A 16585-nucleotide genomic window follows, 5' to 3' on the forward strand; every position below is an offset into this window, starting at 1 on the left:
GGAGCGCTCACTCGGCGAGACGGTCGCCGCGCCCGTACTCCTCTTTGACGATGCGCAGATTGGTCCAGGTGCGGATCGCGGTGATCTCGGGGCTCGCCCGCAGCTGATCGGAGAGGTCGAGCAACTGCTCGACGGAATCGGCGGAGAACGTGGCGATCAGTTCGTGGGCGCCGATGGTCACGGCGAGGAACTCGGGCTCGAGGCTGCGCACCCGTTCGAGCGCCGCCTGCAGTTCGCCGCGCACCTGGATGCCGACGCCGAGCGTCGGCACTCCGGGGGCGTTGCGGCGCACGGGGATGCCGACGACCTTGACCGCGTTGTGCTGCACGAGGCGCCTGAGGTGCAGGCGGGCCCCGCTCGGAGACACCCCGGCGGCCTCGGCCAGATCCAGGAACGAGGCGCGTCCGTCGAGCTGCAGGTGCCGCACGATCGCCCGGTCGACGGCGTCGAGGCGGAACCCGGCGCGGTCAGTGCGCAGCGGGGAGTAGAGGTTGATCTCGATGCTCTCGTACAGGTGCGTCTGCATCTCGCGCACCCCGGGGAGCCCGCGGATGCGGTCGAGGGTTTGCTGCAGATGCGGATCCGCCCGCACGCGGATCTCGGCGTCGAGCGGGGCGTCGCCGCTGATGTCGGCCACGAAGGTGGTCTCCGGCATCGCCACAAGGGCGTCCCTGACCGGGGCGGCCGGCCCGTCGAGGCGCAGTTGGACGTAGCCGAAGCGCTGCAGGGCGAGGAGATCGGGGCTCACCGACACGGTGAAGGCGATCTCCTCGTGCTCCACCGCCCGCTGCACGATCTGGGTGACGCGCTTGCGGGTGATGCCGAGCGACTCCGCGATGCGGGTGTAGCTCGCCCGCCCGTTCTCGCGCAGCGCCTTGAGCACCTGGGGTGCGATGGGATCTCGGTGCTCCACGGTCTTCGAATCTCTCGGCTCGGGCGGGCCGTTTCACGATGGATCGACCCTGATATCCACCGATTCTCTCATGATTCGAGAAAGGTGGGGACGTAAACGCAGAGCACCGCGAATATCTCTCCGTTTTCGGTTCTCATCACCGAGCATCCCGTCTACTGTCGTGTCTGACCGGGGCCGCGACGGGGCGGAACGGCGCAGTCGCGAGGCCGCCCCGATCCGTCCATCTCTCAACGACGAAAGGTAGCCCCGACATGTCCTCCCCCTCACCCTCCTCCGACGACGTCGGCGGCCGGGACGGCGACGCGCTCGAGCTCGCAGATTACGGGTACCAGCAGGAGCTCAAACGCTCCCTCTCGCTGTGGTCCGTGTTCGCGCTCGGCTTCGCGACCATCTCCCCCGTCGTCGGTATCTACGCGGTCGTGCAGCTCGGCTTCACGTTCGCAGGCCCGCTGTGGCTCTGGGCTGTGCTGATCGCCTTCGTCGGCCAGTTCTTCGTCGCGACCGTGTACGCCCAGCTCGCCTCGCAGTTCCCGATGACCGGCGGCGTGTACCAGTGGGTGCGCCGTCTCGCCGGGCCGCGGCTCGGGTGGATGACGGGGTGGGTCTATCTCGCGGCGGCCATCGCCTCGCTCTCGACGGTGGCCTACCTCGGCGGAGTCTGGATGAAGGCGCTCGTCGGCGACACCGCGGACAACGCGGGCGGCCTCGTGCTCTACGGCGCGATCTTCCTCGTCGTCGCTCTGGGAATCAACCTGCTGGGCGTGAACCCGGTGAAGCACTTCCTGAGCGCGGGGATCGTCGCGGAGGGTGTGGCCTCGATCGTGGTGAGCCTGCTTCTGATCGTCTTCTTCATGCACAACGATCTCGGCACCCTGTTCAGCACCCTCGGCGCCGAGGCGAACGCGGGCGGGTCGGTGTTCTCGGGCTTCCTCGTCTGCCTCGCGGTCGCGGGCTGGGCGTTCCTCGGCTTCGACGCGACGACCCAGGTCGCCGAGGAAGCTCATGAGCCGCGCCGCACGGTGCCGCGCGCGATGCTGCGATCCTTCCTGTTCGTCGGCATCACGGTGCTGCTGAGCGGCACCGCCGTGACACTCTCGCTGCAGGATCCGGCTCGCGCCGTGAACGGCGAGCTCGCAGACCCGGTGCTCGCCTCGATCACCGAGGCGTTCGGCGGCTGGAGCGAGAAGCCGTTCATCGTCGTCGTGCTCATCGCGTTCTTCGCCTGCGCCATCTCGATCCAGACCTACATCGGGCGCATGGTCTACAGCTTCGCCCGCGACCGCCAGATCCCCTTCGCGAAGCCGCTCTCGCGGATCGGGAAGAAGGAGATCCCCCACGTCTCTCTGGTCACCACCGCCGTTCTCGCCGGAGCCGGTCTGCTGCTCGGCCTCAACGGCAACGCCGCGGCCACGCTGATCTCGTTCGGCTCGGGCGGCTTCTACATCGTCTTCCTGATCGTGGCCTCGGTCGCCCTGTGGGCGCGCCTCACCGGACGCTGGGATCCGAGCCGCGGATCGTTCAGGCTCGGTCGCTTCGGTCTGGTCGTCAACGTGATCGCCGTGATCTGGCTGCTGTTCGAGGTCGTCAACGTCGCCTGGCCGCGGGTCGAGCTCGCGCCCGTCGACGGCACCTGGGTGCAGGTGTGGGCCGTGATCCTGGTGTTCAGCGTGCTCATCGTGATCGGGCTGATCTATCTGGCCGTGAAGAAACCCCATCTCGAAGTCGCGGATCCCGCGCAGAAACAGGAGGTCGCGCGATGAACGCCACCGCACCAGCCATCGTCTTCGAACCCGGCGCGGGGCTCCGCGTCCGCGAGGTATCGGTTCGCGCGCCGCGCGCAGGGGAGGTCGCGGTCGAGATCCGCGCGGCCGGGGTCTGCCACTCCGATCTGCATATCCTGAACGGGGACTGGCCCGAGGAGCGCCCGCTCGTGCTGGGGCACGAGGCTGCGGGGGTCGTGACGGAGGTCGGCGAAGGCGTCGAGCTGCAGCCGGGCGACCACGTCGTGCTGTCGTGGTTCGCGCCGTGCGGTCGCTGCGATCGCTGCGCCTCGGGGAAGGCCTGGCTCTGCACCGGCACCCGTGCCGTCGAGAACGTCCTGCCCGACGGCGGTACGGCCTTCAGCTCGAACGGCGAAGAGGTGTGGCCGTTCCTCGGCCTCGGCGCCTTCACCGGCACGGTGGTCGTGCCGCGCTCCGCAGCGATCAAGGTGGCGCCCGAGCTGCCGTTCGAGGTGGGCGCGCTGCTCGGCTGCGCGGTGACCACGGGCGTGGGCGCGGCGGTGAACACCGCGCAGGTGCGTCCCGGTGAGACGGCGGTGGTCGTCGGCTGCGGGGGCGTCGGGCTCGCGACCATCATGGGTCTGCGCCTGGCCGGGGCGGGCACGATCGTCGCGGTCGATCTCTCCGCCGAACGGCGCGAGGCCGCCGAGCGCTTCGGCGCGACCGTGACCCTCGACGGGGCGGCGGTCGACGTGGTCGCCTGGTGCCAGGAGCACCTCGGCGGGGCCGACTACGCCTTCGAGGCGGTCGGCAGCCCGCGCCTCATCGAGCAGCTGCCCGCGATGATCCGGGCGGGCGGGGCGGCCGTGGTCGTGGGCATGCCCCCGATCGGCGCGAAGGTGCCGATCGACGCCTTCGATCTGGCGGATCAGGGCAAGCGCATCCTCGGCTGCAACTACGGATCGAGCGTCGCCGCGATCGACATCCCCCGTCTCGCGGGGCTGTACCTCGCCGGGCGTCTGCCGCTCGACCAGCTCGTGGGTGCGACTCGCCCCCTGCGGGAGGCGGAGCTCGCGTTCGAGGATCTCAAGGCCGGTATCGGCCTGCGGGGGATCCTGATCCCCGAGACTGAGACCGAGACCGAGGCCTGATCCGGATCGGGTGGTCCCGCCCGTTGCGGGCGGGACCACCCGCTATGCCGATCCGCTCCACGCCGCGGGCACCAGCACCCACACCACCTCGGCCCCGGCCTCCCCGGTGCGCCAGCTGTGCGGAGTGCGGCCCGGGAAGGTCAGCGTGTCCCCGGCGTCCAGCGTCTCCTCGCGGCCCGCGAACACCAGGCTCACGGTGCCGGCGATCACATGCATCGTCTCGACGCTGCAGTTGACGGTGTAGAGCTCGTCGCCCCCGCTCGCGTGCGGTTTCAGGGACGAGCGCAGCAGCTGCACCCGCTCCTCCGTGCGGGGAGTGACCAGCCGTTCGTCGGCGCCCGAGCCGCCCATGTTGATGCGGGGCGCGTCGGCGAGGGCGACTCGCTGCATGTCGGGGGCCTCGAACAGGTTGCCGACGGGAAGCGAGAGCGCCTGGCAGATCTGCACGAGCGTGGGCACGCTCGGCATGGTGTCGTCGCGTTCGATGCGGCTGAGGAAGCCCTTCGTCAAGCCGGTCGCCCCGGCGAGCTGCTCGAGCGTCATCGCCTGGGCGAGGCGGGAGGAGCGCAGCTGGGCGCCGATCCGCACCGGCGTCTCGTCGGCCGTGGGGTGCACGGGTCGCATGGCATTCTCCCTCTTCGCTGTCGGGCGGATCCCGGTCGTGTCGTTGACCTTGCGGGACGCTCCAGCCTATAGTGAGTGCAAGTTCTCTCATGGAACTCGCATGTTTACTATAAGACAACTTCGAAAGGAAGTGGGAACGTGACCGACCACACCCCCCAGGGGCCCGTCGACGCCAGCCTCACCCCGCGCTACGCCGGAATCGCAACCTTCGCCAAGCTGCCGCGCATCGAGGACGTACCCGCTGCCGACATCGCGGTCGTCGGCGTCCCCTTCGACACCGGCGTCAGCTTCCGCCCGGGCGCTCGCTTCGGTCCCTCGCACGTGCGCGAGGCCTCGCGTCTCCTGCGCCCCTACAACCCGGCGCAGGACATCTCTCCGTTCGCCCGCAAGCAGGTCGTCGACGCCGGTGACATCGTGGCGAACCCGTTCAGCCTCGATGAGGCCGTGCGCCAGGTCGAGGAGGCCGCGACCGAACTCGGCGAGAAGGTCGACAAGATCGTCACGATCGGCGGCGACCACACGATCGCACTGCCGCTGCTACGCGCCATCAACAAGAAGCACGGGCCGGTCGCGGTGCTGCACTTCGACGCCCACCTCGACACCTGGGACACCTACTTCGGCGCTCCCACGACGCACGGCACCCCCTTCCGCCGCGCATCGGAGGAGGGCCTCATCGATCTCACCGCCTCGATGCACGGCGGCACCCGCGGCCCCCTCTACGGCAAGAGCGACCTCGAGGACGATGTGAAGCTCGGCTTCCAGATCGTCACCAGCGAGTTCATCGAGGAGCACGGGATCCCCGCCGCGCTTGAGAAGATCCGCGAGCGCGTGGGCGATAAGCCGCTCTACATCTCGATCGACATCGATGTGCTGGATCCCTCGCACGCGCCGGGCACCGGCACGCCCGAGGCAGGCGGTCTCACCAGCCGCGAGATGCTCCGACTCATCCGCGGCCTCGCCGATCTGCAGATCGTGGGCGCCGACGTCGTCGAGGTCGCCCCGGCCTACGACCACGCGCAGATCACCGCCGTCGCCGCGAGCCACGTCGTGTACGAGCTCGTGAGCGCCATGGCCGGACGCGACTGATCCGCACGGACGGGTGCGCGGGATCGGTGCCGGTCGCCGATCCCGCGCACCCGGCAGACGCGGGTGCCGATCCGCGATCCTCCAATCGAACCAAGAATCCAAGGGAGCATTCGCATGCGCACCCCCACAGAGGCCGAGGTGCTCGCCGCGGCCGACGCCATCATCGAGGCGTTCGCCGCAACCGATACCGACGCTTACTTCGCCGGGTTCGCCCCGGACGCCAGCTTCGTGTTCCACCCCGAGCCGGCCCGCCTGAACTCCCGCGCCGAGTACGAAGCGCTCTGGGCGGGATGGCTCGCCTCCGGATGGCGAGTCACGGCCTGCAGCTCCAGTGAGCGTCTCGTGCAGACCTTCCCCGGCGGAGCGGTGTTCAGCCACACCGTCGCGACGAGCATCGACTCCGCAGACGGCCCCGACTCGTACGTCGAGCGCGAGAGCATCATCTTCCGGTCGGTCGAGGACGGACTCGAGGCCATCCACGAGCACCTCTCGACCGTGCCGACCGAGGAGGGCGCGGCGTGACCTCTCCCGAGACGATGGCCGTCAGCCTCGACGGCCACGATGACTCCGCTGGGCCGGTCCGCGGCACGCAATCGCTGCTGAGGATCGCGATGATCTGGTTGGCGGCGAACCTCGTCGTCACCACCCTGCTGACCGGCACCCTGTTCACGCCGGCGGTCTCGTTCGGCACGGCATCGGCCATGATTGTGGTCGGCACCCTCATCGGCGTCGTGGTGCTGGTGCTGATCGGCAACATGGGTACTCGCACCGGCCTGCCGACCATGGCGCTCACGCGCGGATCGTTCGGCATTCGCGGCAGCCTGCTCCCCGCGGCCGCGAACCTCATCATCCTGATGGGGTGGAGTTGGGTGCAGGCCATGCTCGCGGGGGTCACCGTCAACTACCTCGTGCACGAGGCGACCGGGTTCTCGAACCCGATGCTCTTCTCGGCGATCTGCCAGGCCATCGTCGTGGTGCTCGCGATCTTCGGTCACACGGGCATCTCGCGGGTCGAGCCGTGGCTGGCGCTCGCGATCCTCGTGGTCATGGGCTTCGTCTTCGCGGCCGCGTTCGGCGCCTTCAGCCCGGCCGAGTTCGCCGCGATCCCGGTCGACGCGTCCCTGGGCGGCACCCCGTTCATCACACTCGACATGGTCATCGCGACCGCGATCTCGTGGACGGTGCTCTCGGCCGACATGAACCGGCACGCGAAGAGCAGCACCGCCGGGATCGTCGGATCGGGGATCGGCTACACCCTGTCGACGTCGATCTCGATGTTCCTGGGCCTGGTCGCCTTCAGCGCCGTGCTGCTGCGCGGGCACGAGGCGATCCCGTTCGACCCGTCTGTGATCGTGGCGGAGTTCGGGTGGCCGCTCGGCATCGCGATCTTCCTGTCGGTGATGGCGACGAACACGATGGTGGTGTTCGGCATGGTCACCTCGGTGGTCAACGCTCAGTCGAAGTGGCACCTCAGGTTCCTGCCCACCGCGATCGTGCTCGGCGTGATCTCGGTGATCGGTTCGACCTTCCTGGGGCTGCTGAATCAGTTCACCGACTTCCTGTTCGTCATCAGCGCGTTCTTCGTGCCGGTCTTCGCGATCATGATCGCCGATTACTACCTGCTGAAGCGCCGCGGGTACTCGCGGCAGATCCTGCACGAGCGGCCGGAGAGCCGGTACTGGTACGCGGGCGGCGTGAACTGGATCGCCGTGGGGGTCTGGGTGATCGGCGCGGCGCTGTCGTACGTGCTCGCCTATGTGGTGCCGAGCCCGATCGGCGCGAACATCCCGGCGTTCGCGGTGAGCTTCCTGCTGTACCTGGGGCTCATGGTGCTGATCGGAAGGGGCGGTGCGCTGGGGCTTCGGGATCCGCGCGACGCGAATCCCACCGGGCACCTGCTCGACGGCGCCGACGAGACCGCCGCGCTGCGACTGGAAGGCTGAGCGCGACTCCGTGGGCGGGCCCGCGCTTCATGCTCTGCCCTGTCTCTTCGAGCGTGCCCGCCCATCCCTGAACCCGCCGAGCCCCGTTTCGGATCCCGCCGCGCCCCGTCCCCTGAGTCTGTCGAAGGGGGCGGGGCGTTCGCGTTCTTCGTGTGCTTGGGCGCGGCGGGACGGCGCGCCCGGGGTGCGCGTCTGGAGGTGCGGAGGGGGTGGGTTTTGAGTGTTGCAGCGCTGTTGAGTGCTGGTGTGGGGTGGTGTTTGTTTGGGGGTGGGTTTGGCGGTTTGGTGCGGGGACACGCCCGGGGTGTGTGTGGTTGTTGTGGTGGGTGGGGGTTGGGCGTAATGTATTCCCTTGTCAGCGCGACGGAGCGGGACGCGGAAGCGGCCCGGATCGGTTGCGAATCGGATCTCACGAGGATCACCCCGCGAGGGACTTGATGAAGTCTGCTCGGGAGTGTAAAGTGAGACTCTCGATCTCACCACTGAGGTCTCATCCCGATGAGGATGGGATTCTGATGCTCGTTCGTCTGAACGAGTCGGATTTGCGTGGAGCAGGTTCGGGTGGTAAGTTGGACAGGTTGCTGTTCGGAAGGCCGTTGGGTTGGTACGGGTGGTGTCTGGTCTTTGAGAACTCAATAGTGTGCACTTGATTGTTTTATGCCAATTATTTTGTTGCCGGCATTGACTGTTGTGGTTGGTGTTGGTGATGTTTTTTGGACAATGGATTGAATGTCAGTTGATGTTTGGTCTTTTTTGTCAGGTCAGACTCGTGAGCGCGGCGGCTTATTCCGTTGTCGTGTTCGCATTTGTTTTTTTACGGAGAGTTTGATCCTGGCTCAGGACGAACGCTGGCGGCGTGCTTAACACATGCAAGTCGAACGCTGAAGCTCCCTGCTTGCAGGGGGTGGATGAGTGGCGAACGGGTGAGTAACACGTGAGTAACCTGCCCCTGACTCTGGGATAAGCGCTGGAAACGGTGTCTAATACTGGATACGCGCACTGGTCGCATGGCCTGGTGCGGGAAAGATTTATCGGTTGGGGATGGACTCGCGGCCTATCAGCTGGATGGTGGGGTAATGGCTCACCATGGCGACGACGGGTAGCCGGCCTGAGAGGGTGACCGGCCACACTGGGACTGAGACACGGCCCAGACTCCTACGGGAGGCAGCAGTGGGGAATATTGCACAATGGGCGCAAGCCTGATGCAGCAACGCCGCGTGAGGGATGACGGCCTTCGGGTTGTAAACCTCTTTTGTCAGGGAAGAAGCCTTTGGGTGACGGTACCTGGAGAAAAAGCACCGGCTAACTACGTGCCAGCAGCCGCGGTAATACGTAGGGTGCAAGCGTTGTCCGGAATTATTGGGCGTAAAGAGCTCGTAGGCGGCTTGTCGCGTCTGCCGTGAAAGCCCGAGGCTCAACTTCGGGTCTGCGGTGGGTACGGGCAGGCTAGAGTGCGGTAGGGGAGATTGGAATTCCTGGTGTAGCGGTGGAATGCGCAGATATCAGGAGGAACACCGATGGCGAAGGCAGATCTCTGGGCCGTAACTGACGCTGAGGAGCGAAAGCATGGGGAGCGAACAGGATTAGATACCCTGGTAGTCCATGCCGTAAACGTTGGGAACTAGATGTAGGGCCTGTTCCACGGGTTCTGTGTCGTAGCTAACGCATTAAGTTCCCCGCCTGGGGAGTACGGCCGCAAGGCTAAAACTCAAAGGAATTGACGGGGGCCCGCACAAGCGGCGGAGCATGCGGATTAATTCGATGCAACGCGAAGAACCTTACCAAGGCTTGACATACACCAGAACGGGCCAGAAATGGTCAACTCTTTGGACACTGGTGTACAGGTGGTGCATGGTTGTCGTCAGCTCGTGTCGTGAGATGTTCGGTTAAGTCCGGCAACGAGCGCAACCCTCGTCCTATGTTGCCAGCACGTGATGGTGGGAACTCATGGGATACTGCCGTGGTCAACACGGAGGAAGGTGGGGATGACGTCAAATCATCATGCCCCTTATGTCTTGGGCTTCACGCATGCTACAATGGCCGGTACAAAGGGCTGCGATGTCGTAAGGCGGAGCGAATCCCAAAAAGCCGGTCTCAGTTCGGATTGGGGTCTGCAACTCGACCCCATGAAGTCGGAGTCGCTAGTAATCGCAGATCAGCAACGCTGCGGTGAATACGTTCCCGGGCCTTGTACACACCGCCCGTCAAGTCATGAAAGTCGGTAACACCCGAAGCCGGTGGCCTAACCCCTTGTGGGAGGGAGCTGTCGAAGGTGGGACTGGTGATTAGGACTAAGTCGTAACAAGGTAGCCGTACCGGAAGGTGCGGCTGGATCACCTCCTTTCTAAGGAGCACTCACACCCTCCGGGGTGTGCAGAGAAAGCATGAACGTCACCAAACGCGTGACGCATGCTGCTCAAGGGTGGAACATAAAACAACACGGCATGCCGTGACTGTTCGTCTGTGCGAGTACGCACTGTGCCCTTTGCGGGGCGTGGTGTTGGAAAGGATGGGTGAGTGGTTCGGGGTGTCTTTGAGTGCATGCTATTGGGTCCTGGAAGCCCAGCCGGCACACACCTTCTTTGTGGGGTGTGGGTGGACTTGGTTTTCTGACCCGCGGTCATCGGACGTGTTGCCGGTGATGGTGGGATCGGCCGTACGTTGAGAACTACACAGTGGACGCGAGCATCTACGCCAGCGTCAAATTTTTCCGCGGTTCGCGGGTGCGTCTTTTTTGCTTTCGGGTGAGAAAGGGGTGCCGGTGAGTGCGGGGTTGATGGTGGTGTATTTACTTTAATTTCATTGGTCGCGCACCCGACCAAGCCGCTCTTTTGCGGGGTGGTGGGGTGTGTGTTCGAATTTAATGCTTATGTGATTTCAAGTGATCAAGAGCAAACGGTGGATGCCTTGGCATCTGGAGCCGAAGAAGGACGTAGTAATCTGCGATAAGCCTCGGGGAGCCGATAAACGGGCTGTGATTCGAGGATTTCCGAATGGGGAAACCCCGCCAGGCGCGTGCGTACCTGGTGACTCCCGCCTGAATATATAGGGCGGGGTGAGGGAACGTGGGGAAGTGAAACATCTCAGTACCCACAGGAAGAGAAAACAATAGTGATTCCGGTAGTAGTGGCGAGCGAACCCGGATCAGGCTAAACCGGTGGTGTGTGATACCTGGCAGGGGTTGCATCACCGGGGTTGCGGGACATGCCGTGAGACGCTGCTGAGTCTCAAACGTGAGTGCGGACGTATAGGGGAACGCTTTGGAACGAGCGACCGGAGTGGGTGAGAGTCCCGTACCCGAAATGCGTACGCCGCGTGGTGTGTATCCCAAGTAGCACGGGGCCCGAGAAATCCCGTGTGAATCTGTCAGGACCACCTGATAAGCCTAAATACTCCCAGATGACCGATAGCGGACTAGTACCGTGAGGGAAAGGTGAAAAGTACCCCGGGAGGGGAGAAAGAGTACCTGAAACCGTTTGCTTACAAACCGTCAGAGCAGGCTTTGTTTCTGTGATGGCGTGCCTTTTGAAGAATGAGCCTGCGAGTTAGCGATACGTGGCGAGGTTAACCCGTGTGGGGAAGCCGTAGCGAAAGCGAGTCTGAATAGGGCGGTTCAGTCGCGTGTCCTAGACCCGAAGCGAAGTGATCTATCCATGGCCAGGCTGAAGCGTGTGTAAGAGCGCGTGGAGGGCCGAACCCACTTAGGTTGAAAACTGAGGGGATGAGCTGTGGATAGGGGTGAAAGGCCAATCAAACTTCGTGATAGCTGGTTCTCTCCGAAATGCATTTAGGTGCAGCGTTGCGTGTTTCTTGCCGGAGGTAGAGCTACTGGATGGCCGATGGGCCCTACAAGGTTACTGACGTCAGCTAAACTCCGAATGCCGGTAAGTGAGAGCGCAGCAGTGAGACTGTGGGGGATAAGCTTCATAGTCGAGAGGGAAACAACCCAGATCGCCAACTAAGGTCCCTAAGCGTGTGCTAAGTGGAAAAGGATGTGGAGTTGCTGTGACAACCAGGAGGTTGGCTTAGAAGCAGCCACCCTTGAAAGAGTGCGTAATAGCTCACTGGTCAAGTGATTCCGCGCCGACAATGTAACGGGGCTCAAGCACACCACCGAAGTTGCGGCAATCGGACTGAGACAAGCCTTCGTGGTTCAGTTGTCCGGTTGGGTAGGAGAGCGTCGTGTGGGCAGTGAAGCGGCGGAGTGATCCAGTCGTGGAGCCTACACGAGTGAGAATGCAGGCATGAGTAGCGAAAGACGGGTGAGAAACCCGTCCTCCGGAAGACCAAGGGTTCCAGGGTCAAGCTAATCTGCCCTGGGTAAGTCGGGACCTAAGGCGAGGCCGACAGGCGTAGTCGATGGACAACGGGTTGATATTCCCGTACCGGCGGTAAACCGTCAAAGACCTAACCAGTAGTGCTAAACAAACCAAGACCGGCATGGATCCTTCGGGTGATGTGCTGGTGGCGGCTGTGAACCCGATGCTGGGGTGGTGAGCGTGAGGTGTGACGCAGGAAGGTAGCCAGTGCCGGGCGATGGTTGTCCCGGTGTAAACATGTAGCCCGAACCTGTTTAAGAGATGGGTTCTGTGGGTGAGATGTGATGCGGACCCGTATGGGGAAGCTGGTGATCCTATGCTGCCGAGAAAAGCATCGACGTGAGGTTTGCTGTTGCCCGTACCCCAAACCGACTCAGGTGGTCAGGTAGAGAATACTCAGGAGATCGAGAAAATCATGGTGAAGGAACTCGGCAAAATGCCCCCGTAACTTCGGGAGAAGGGGGGCCACCCGCTTATTAGGACTTGCTCCGAAAGGGTGTGGTGGCCGCAGAGACCAGTGGGAAGCGACTGTTTACTAAAAACACAGGTCCGTGCCAACACGCAAGTGGATGTATACGGACTGACGCCTGCCCGGTGCTGGAAGGTTAAGAGGAGAGGTTAGACCTTTCGGGGTCGAAGCTTTGAATTTAAGCCCCAGTAAACGGCGGTGGTAACTATAACCATCCTAAGGTAGGTAGCGAAATTCCTTGTCGGGTAAGTTCCGACCTGCACGAATGGCGTAACGACTTCCCAGCTGTCTCCACCGTGAACTCGGCGAAATTGCAGTACGAGTAAAGATGCTCGTTACGCGCAGAAGGACGGAAAGACCCCGTGACCTTTACTACAGCTTGGTATTGGTGTTCGGTGTGGCTTGTGTAGGATAGGTGGGAGACTATGAAGCGGTGACGCTAGTTATCGTGGAGTCGTTGTTGAAATACCACTCTGGTCATATTGGATATCTAACTACGGACCCTGATCGGGTTCTGGGACAGTGCCTGGTGGGTAGTTTAACTGGGGCGGTTGCCTCCCAAAAAGTAACGGAGGCGCCCAAAGGTTCCCTCAACCTGGTTGGCAATCAGGTGGCGAGTGTAAGTGCACAAGGGAGCTTGACTGTGAGACTGACAGGTCGAGCAGGGACGAAAGTCGGGACTAGTGATCCGGCAGTGGCTTGTGGAAGCGCTGTCGCTCAACGGATCAAAGGTACCTCGGGGATAACAGGCTGATCTTGCCCAAGAGTCCATATCGACGGCATGGTTTGGCACCTCGATGTCGGCTCGTCGCATCCTGGGGCTGGAGTTGGTCCCAAGGGTTGGGCTGTTCGCCCATTAAAGCGGTACGCGAGCTGGGTTTAGAACGTCGTGAGACAGTTCGGTCCCTATCCTCTGCGCGCGTTGGAGATTTGAAAGGATCTGACCCTAGTACGAGAGGACCGGGTTGGACGGACCTCTGGTGTGCCAGTTGTTCTGCCAAGGGCATGGCTGGTTGGCTACGTTCGGGATGGATAACCGCTGAAAGCATCTAAGCGGGAAGCCGGCCTTAAGATGAGATCTCCGAGAACTTCGGTTCTGAAGGTGCCCAGGAGATGACTGGGTTGATAGGCCAGATGTGGAAGTGAGGCAACTCATGGAGCTGACTGGTACTAATACACCAACAACTTGAAAACACCCCACCCCCCAGGGGGGTGAGCATGCAAATGTAACGATGATTCGCGTCCACTTTGTGGTTCCCAACAGACGGCCCACACCCCCACACACTCGGGGTGTGTCGACATGTTGACAGAGTTACGGCGGCCATAGCGTCAGGGAAACGCCCGGACACATTCCGAACCCGGAAGCTAAGACTGACAGCGCCAATGGTACTGCGAGGGGGACCTCGTGGGAGAGTAGGACACCGCCGGACACCCATTAATTGAGGGTCGTACCAGTGAACGCCGAAGACGGCACCCACCGGTACGACCCTCAACACATTCATAGACTTAATTCGATAGCGCATTTTCGGGAGGCACTCCATGAACGATCGACCCCAGCGGGACGACTCCGCGGATCGAAGCCCCCGAAAGCGCAGCGGCGATCAAGCCCGCGGAGGGTTCCGCTCGGGCAATGATCGGAATCAGCGGTTCTCCGGCAGCGGAGATCGCCAGCAGCGTGGCGATCGCGGCCCGCGTCGTGACGGCGATCGTGAGGACCGTCGTCCGCGTCGCGAGGGAGACGATCGTCGTAGCGACCGCGGTGGCGAGCGGCGCCCGTTCCGCGATGACGAGGGAGGACAGAACCGACGTCCTCGCCGCGAGGGTGACTTCCGCGACGATCGACGCCCCCGTCGCGACGGGGACTTCCGCGAGGATCGCCGCCGGCAGCGTCGTGATGGTGATCTCCGCGATGACCGAGGCCCGCGTCGTGACGGCGCCGACCATCGTCGCGGTCAGAGTGGCGATCGGGGCGGGGAGCGCCGTCCCTTCCGTGAGGGAGGGCAGGAGCGTCGCCCCCGTCGCGACTTCGGCGATCGCGATGATCGTCGTCCCCGTCGCGACTTCGGGGAGCGAGAAGACCGGCGGCCTCGTCGCGATAGCGACTCCCGCGATGATCGTCGTCCGCGCCGCGACTTCGGCGATCGCGACGACCGGCGTCCGCGCCGCGACGGCGACCGCGAACGCGGTGGTCGCGGAGACGACCGTCCGCAGCGGAAGGAGAGCTTCGGCCGAGGCGGGACCCGCGGTGGCGGTCGCAGCGATCGCGGGGGCCGCGATCGCGAGTACACCGAGGCCGAGCGGCTGCAGCACGAGCTGCGCCCGGTGCGGGCCGAGCATCGTGATCCGGTGATCCCCGACGACATCCGGCCGAACGATCTTCACCCGGCGGCTCGCAACGAGCTGAAGACGCTGCAGGCGGATGTGCAGGAGCGCGTCGCGCGTCACCTCGCCATGGTCGCCATGCTGATCGATGACGATCCCGAGCTCGCGCATCAGCATGCTCTCTCCGCGAGCCGCCGCGCCGGCCGTATCCCGGTGACCCGCGAGACGCTCGCGATCACGGCGTATCGCACGGGTGATTTCGCGCTGGCGCTGCGCGAGCTGCGCACCTACCGCCGCCTTAGCGGCCTCGAGGGGCACGTCGCGCTGATGGTGGATTGCGAGCGCGGTCTGGGGCGCCCTGAGAAGGCGATCGAGACCGCGCTCGAGGCCGATACCTCGAAGCTCGATACCGAGCAGCGGGTGCACCTCGCGATCGCGGTCTCGGGCGCTCGCCTCGATCTGGGGCAGACCCAGCAGGCGCTGTTCGAGCTTGAGATCCCCGAACTCAACCCGAAGCGAGCCTTCTCGTGGAGCCCCGAGCTCTTCGGCGCCTACGCCGCCGTGCTCGAGGATCTCGGCCGCGAGGACGAGGCACGCGAGTGGTATCGTCACGCCGACCGCGCCGCGGGAGCACTGCAGGATCATCTCGGGTCGCTCGACGAACTCGAGGTCTTCGAGATCCGCGAATCCGAGCCTGTTCCCGACGAGGAACCGGCCGACGAGGAAGCGAGCGACCGGGAGCCCTCGGGCGACAGCGATGTCGACGCTGAAGCGGGCCTCGACGGTACCGCGGCGGACCTCGGTGACGTCGAGCCGGAAGAGGCGGCCGAGATCGCGGCCGAGGTCGACGCACTGCTCGCCGAGGCGGGTATCGGCGATGCGGATGCCGCTGGGGCCGGTGCTGGCAGTGCCGACGGCGCCTCGGAGGCGGAGGAGCGGGAATAGTGGCCCTGTTCGGCAAGAAGCGGACCCCTCTCGGAGCGGCGCCGATCGACGGCCGTGAGCTGCTGCTCTCCGACCTCGACGGCGTGGTGTACCGCGGCCCGGGCGCGATTCCCGGGGCCGTGGAGCAGCTGAATCGCGCAGCTGAGCGCGCTCGCCTCGCCTACATCACCAACAACGCCTCTCGCACGGATGCGGCCGTCGCCGAGCATCTCCGGCAGCTCGGGCTGCGCGCCGAGCCCGACGACGTCGTCACCTCCCCGCAGGCGGCGGTGACGTTGCTCGCGAAATCGGTGGCTCCGGGTTCTCGGGTGCTCGTGGTCGGCGGGGACGGGCTGGTCGACGAGCTGCACAAGGCCGGGTTCGAAGTGACCCGCAGCGCCGATGATGATCCCGCAGCGGTGGTGCAGGGGTTCGCGCCCGAGGTCGGATGGGTGCATCTCGCTGAGGCGGCGTTCGCGCTCGCCGAGCAGCCCGGCCGCGACCCGCTGCCGTGGATCGCGACGAACACGGACTGGACCATCCCGGTCGCTCGCGGCCTGGCCCCGGGTAACGGCACGCTCGTCTCGGCGGTCCACACCGCCGTGCAGCGGTTGCCGATCTTCGCCGGGAAGCCCGAGACTCCGATCTTCGAGGCGGCGTTCGACCGCTTCGGCACGCGCAACGCGCTGATGCTCGGCGACCGGCTCGACACCGATATCAAGGGAGCGCGCGCGGCGGGGATCCCCTCGCTGCAGGTGCTCACCGGTGTGGATCGGCCGAAGCAGCTCATCGCGGCCTCGCAGGATATGCGGCCCGACTACATCGTCGCCACGCTCGCGGAGCTGCACGAACCGTATCCGCAGACGGAGGTGCTGCGCGACGGCACCGTGCAGGTAGGAGCCGCGAAGGTGCGCATGGACGGACACATCGCCCAGGTGGTCGCCGAGGGCGGTTCCCCCCTCGACCTGCTTCGGGCCGGCTGCGCAGCGGTATGGGGATCGGGGCTCGCGATCTACGGGCTGAAGGTTCCGGAGATCCTCTACGAGGACCACTGGCTCTGATTCGACGAGGTGCCGACGAGCAATACATCAGGTTTAATGCTCACGCGAGCGA

The 16585-nt window shown here is 64.4% G+C and carries 10 protein-coding genes and 3 rRNA genes; 10 read left to right on the plus strand and 3 right to left on the minus strand.

What is annotated here, in order from left to right; all coding sequences use genetic code 11:
• Positions 1 to 7: 7 nt before the first annotated feature.
• Positions 8 to 913, minus strand: a complete 906-nt coding sequence (locus KVY00_RS11525; RefSeq protein ID WP_223043090.1) for an Lrp/AsnC family transcriptional regulator — start codon at positions 911 to 913, stop codon at positions 8 to 10.
• Positions 914 to 1164: 251 nt separating this feature from the next.
• Between KVY00_RS11525 and KVY00_RS11530 the strand changes: the two genes are divergently transcribed.
• Positions 1165 to 2673 carry an APC family permease gene (locus KVY00_RS11530; RefSeq protein WP_223043091.1) on the plus strand — a complete coding sequence of 503 codons (1509 nt, stop codon included), beginning with the start codon at positions 1165 to 1167 and terminating at the stop codon, positions 2671 to 2673.
• Entirely contained in the window at positions 2670 to 3785 is a 1116-nt protein-coding gene (locus KVY00_RS11535; protein WP_223043092.1) for a zinc-binding dehydrogenase, read from the plus strand. Before KVY00_RS11530 ends, KVY00_RS11535 begins: the two co-directional genes overlap by 4 nt.
• Positions 3786 to 3827: 42 nt before the next feature.
• Here KVY00_RS11535 and KVY00_RS11540 read toward each other — a convergent pair whose 3' ends face one another.
• Positions 3828 to 4409 (minus strand): helix-turn-helix domain-containing protein, encoded by a 582-nt coding sequence (locus KVY00_RS11540; protein WP_223043093.1) that lies wholly within the window; start codon positions 4407 to 4409, stop codon positions 3828 to 3830.
• A gap of 138 nt (positions 4410 to 4547) precedes the next feature.
• On the opposite strand from KVY00_RS11540, the gene speB reads away from it, so the two are divergent.
• From speB to rrf, 6 genes are all read left to right on the plus strand, one after another.
• Positions 4548 to 5495: an agmatinase gene (gene speB, locus KVY00_RS11545; RefSeq protein WP_223043094.1), complete on the plus strand. Its 948-nt coding sequence runs from the start codon at positions 4548 to 4550 to the stop codon at positions 5493 to 5495.
• 114 nt (positions 5496 to 5609) lie between these two features.
• A complete protein-coding gene (locus tag KVY00_RS11550) occupies positions 5610 to 6017 on the plus strand; it encodes a YybH family protein (RefSeq protein ID WP_223043095.1) in 408 nt (135 codons plus the stop codon).
• A complete protein-coding gene (locus tag KVY00_RS11555) occupies positions 6014 to 7438 on the plus strand; it encodes a purine-cytosine permease family protein (protein ID WP_223043096.1) in 1425 nt (474 codons plus the stop codon). Before KVY00_RS11550 ends, KVY00_RS11555 begins: the two co-directional genes overlap by 4 nt.
• Before the next feature lie 813 nt (positions 7439 to 8251).
• Positions 8252 to 9782, plus strand: a 16S ribosomal RNA gene (locus KVY00_RS11560).
• A 531-nt stretch (positions 9783 to 10313) separates the two neighbouring features.
• Positions 10314 to 13420, plus strand: a 23S ribosomal RNA gene (locus tag KVY00_RS11565).
• Between the two features lie 119 nt (positions 13421 to 13539).
• Positions 13540 to 13656 (plus strand): 5S ribosomal RNA (rrf, locus tag KVY00_RS11570).
• The 16S, 23S and 5S rRNA genes sit together here, the layout of an rRNA operon.
• A gap of 76 nt (positions 13657 to 13732) precedes the next feature.
• Here the strand turns inward: rrf and KVY00_RS11575 are convergent.
• Positions 13733 to 14608 carry a hypothetical protein gene (locus KVY00_RS11575; RefSeq protein ID WP_223043097.1) on the minus strand — a complete coding sequence of 292 codons (876 nt, stop codon included), beginning with the start codon at positions 14606 to 14608 and terminating at the stop codon, positions 13733 to 13735.
• Here KVY00_RS11575 and KVY00_RS11580 point away from each other — a divergent pair.
• Together KVY00_RS11580 and KVY00_RS11585 are read left to right on the plus strand one after the other, a co-directional pair.
• Positions 14573 to 15493, plus strand: coding sequence for a tetratricopeptide repeat protein (locus KVY00_RS11580; protein WP_255572619.1), 921 nt, complete (start codon positions 14573 to 14575; stop codon positions 15491 to 15493). The two genes, KVY00_RS11575 and KVY00_RS11580, sit on opposite strands and share 36 nt — an antisense overlap.
• Positions 15493 to 16533, plus strand: a complete 1041-nt coding sequence (locus KVY00_RS11585; protein ID WP_223043098.1) for an HAD-IIA family hydrolase — start codon at positions 15493 to 15495, stop codon at positions 16531 to 16533. Before KVY00_RS11580 ends, KVY00_RS11585 begins: the two co-directional genes overlap by 1 nt.
• Positions 16534 to 16585 lie beyond the last annotated feature (52 nt).

Source organism: Leucobacter tenebrionis, assembly GCF_019884725.1.
Classification (GTDB): domain Bacteria; phylum Actinomycetota; class Actinomycetes; order Actinomycetales; family Microbacteriaceae; genus Leucobacter; species Leucobacter tenebrionis.

What these genes read in the sequence shown, in the direction of transcription:
- KVY00_RS11535 (WP_223043092.1), top strand. Translation starts at nt 2,670, where the DNA reads ATGAACGCCACCGCACCAGCCATCGTCTTCGAACCCGGCGCGGGGCTC.
- KVY00_RS11550 (WP_223043095.1), top strand. Translation starts at nt 5,610, where the DNA reads ATGCGCACCCCCACAGAGGCCGAGGTGCTCGCCGCGGCCGACGCCATC.
- KVY00_RS11540 (WP_223043093.1), bottom strand. Translation starts at nt 4,409, where the DNA reads ATGCGACCCGTGCACCCCACGGCCGACGAGACGCCGGTGCGGATCGGC.
- KVY00_RS11530 (WP_223043091.1), top strand. Translation starts at nt 1,165, where the DNA reads ATGTCCTCCCCCTCACCCTCCTCCGACGACGTCGGCGGCCGGGACGGC.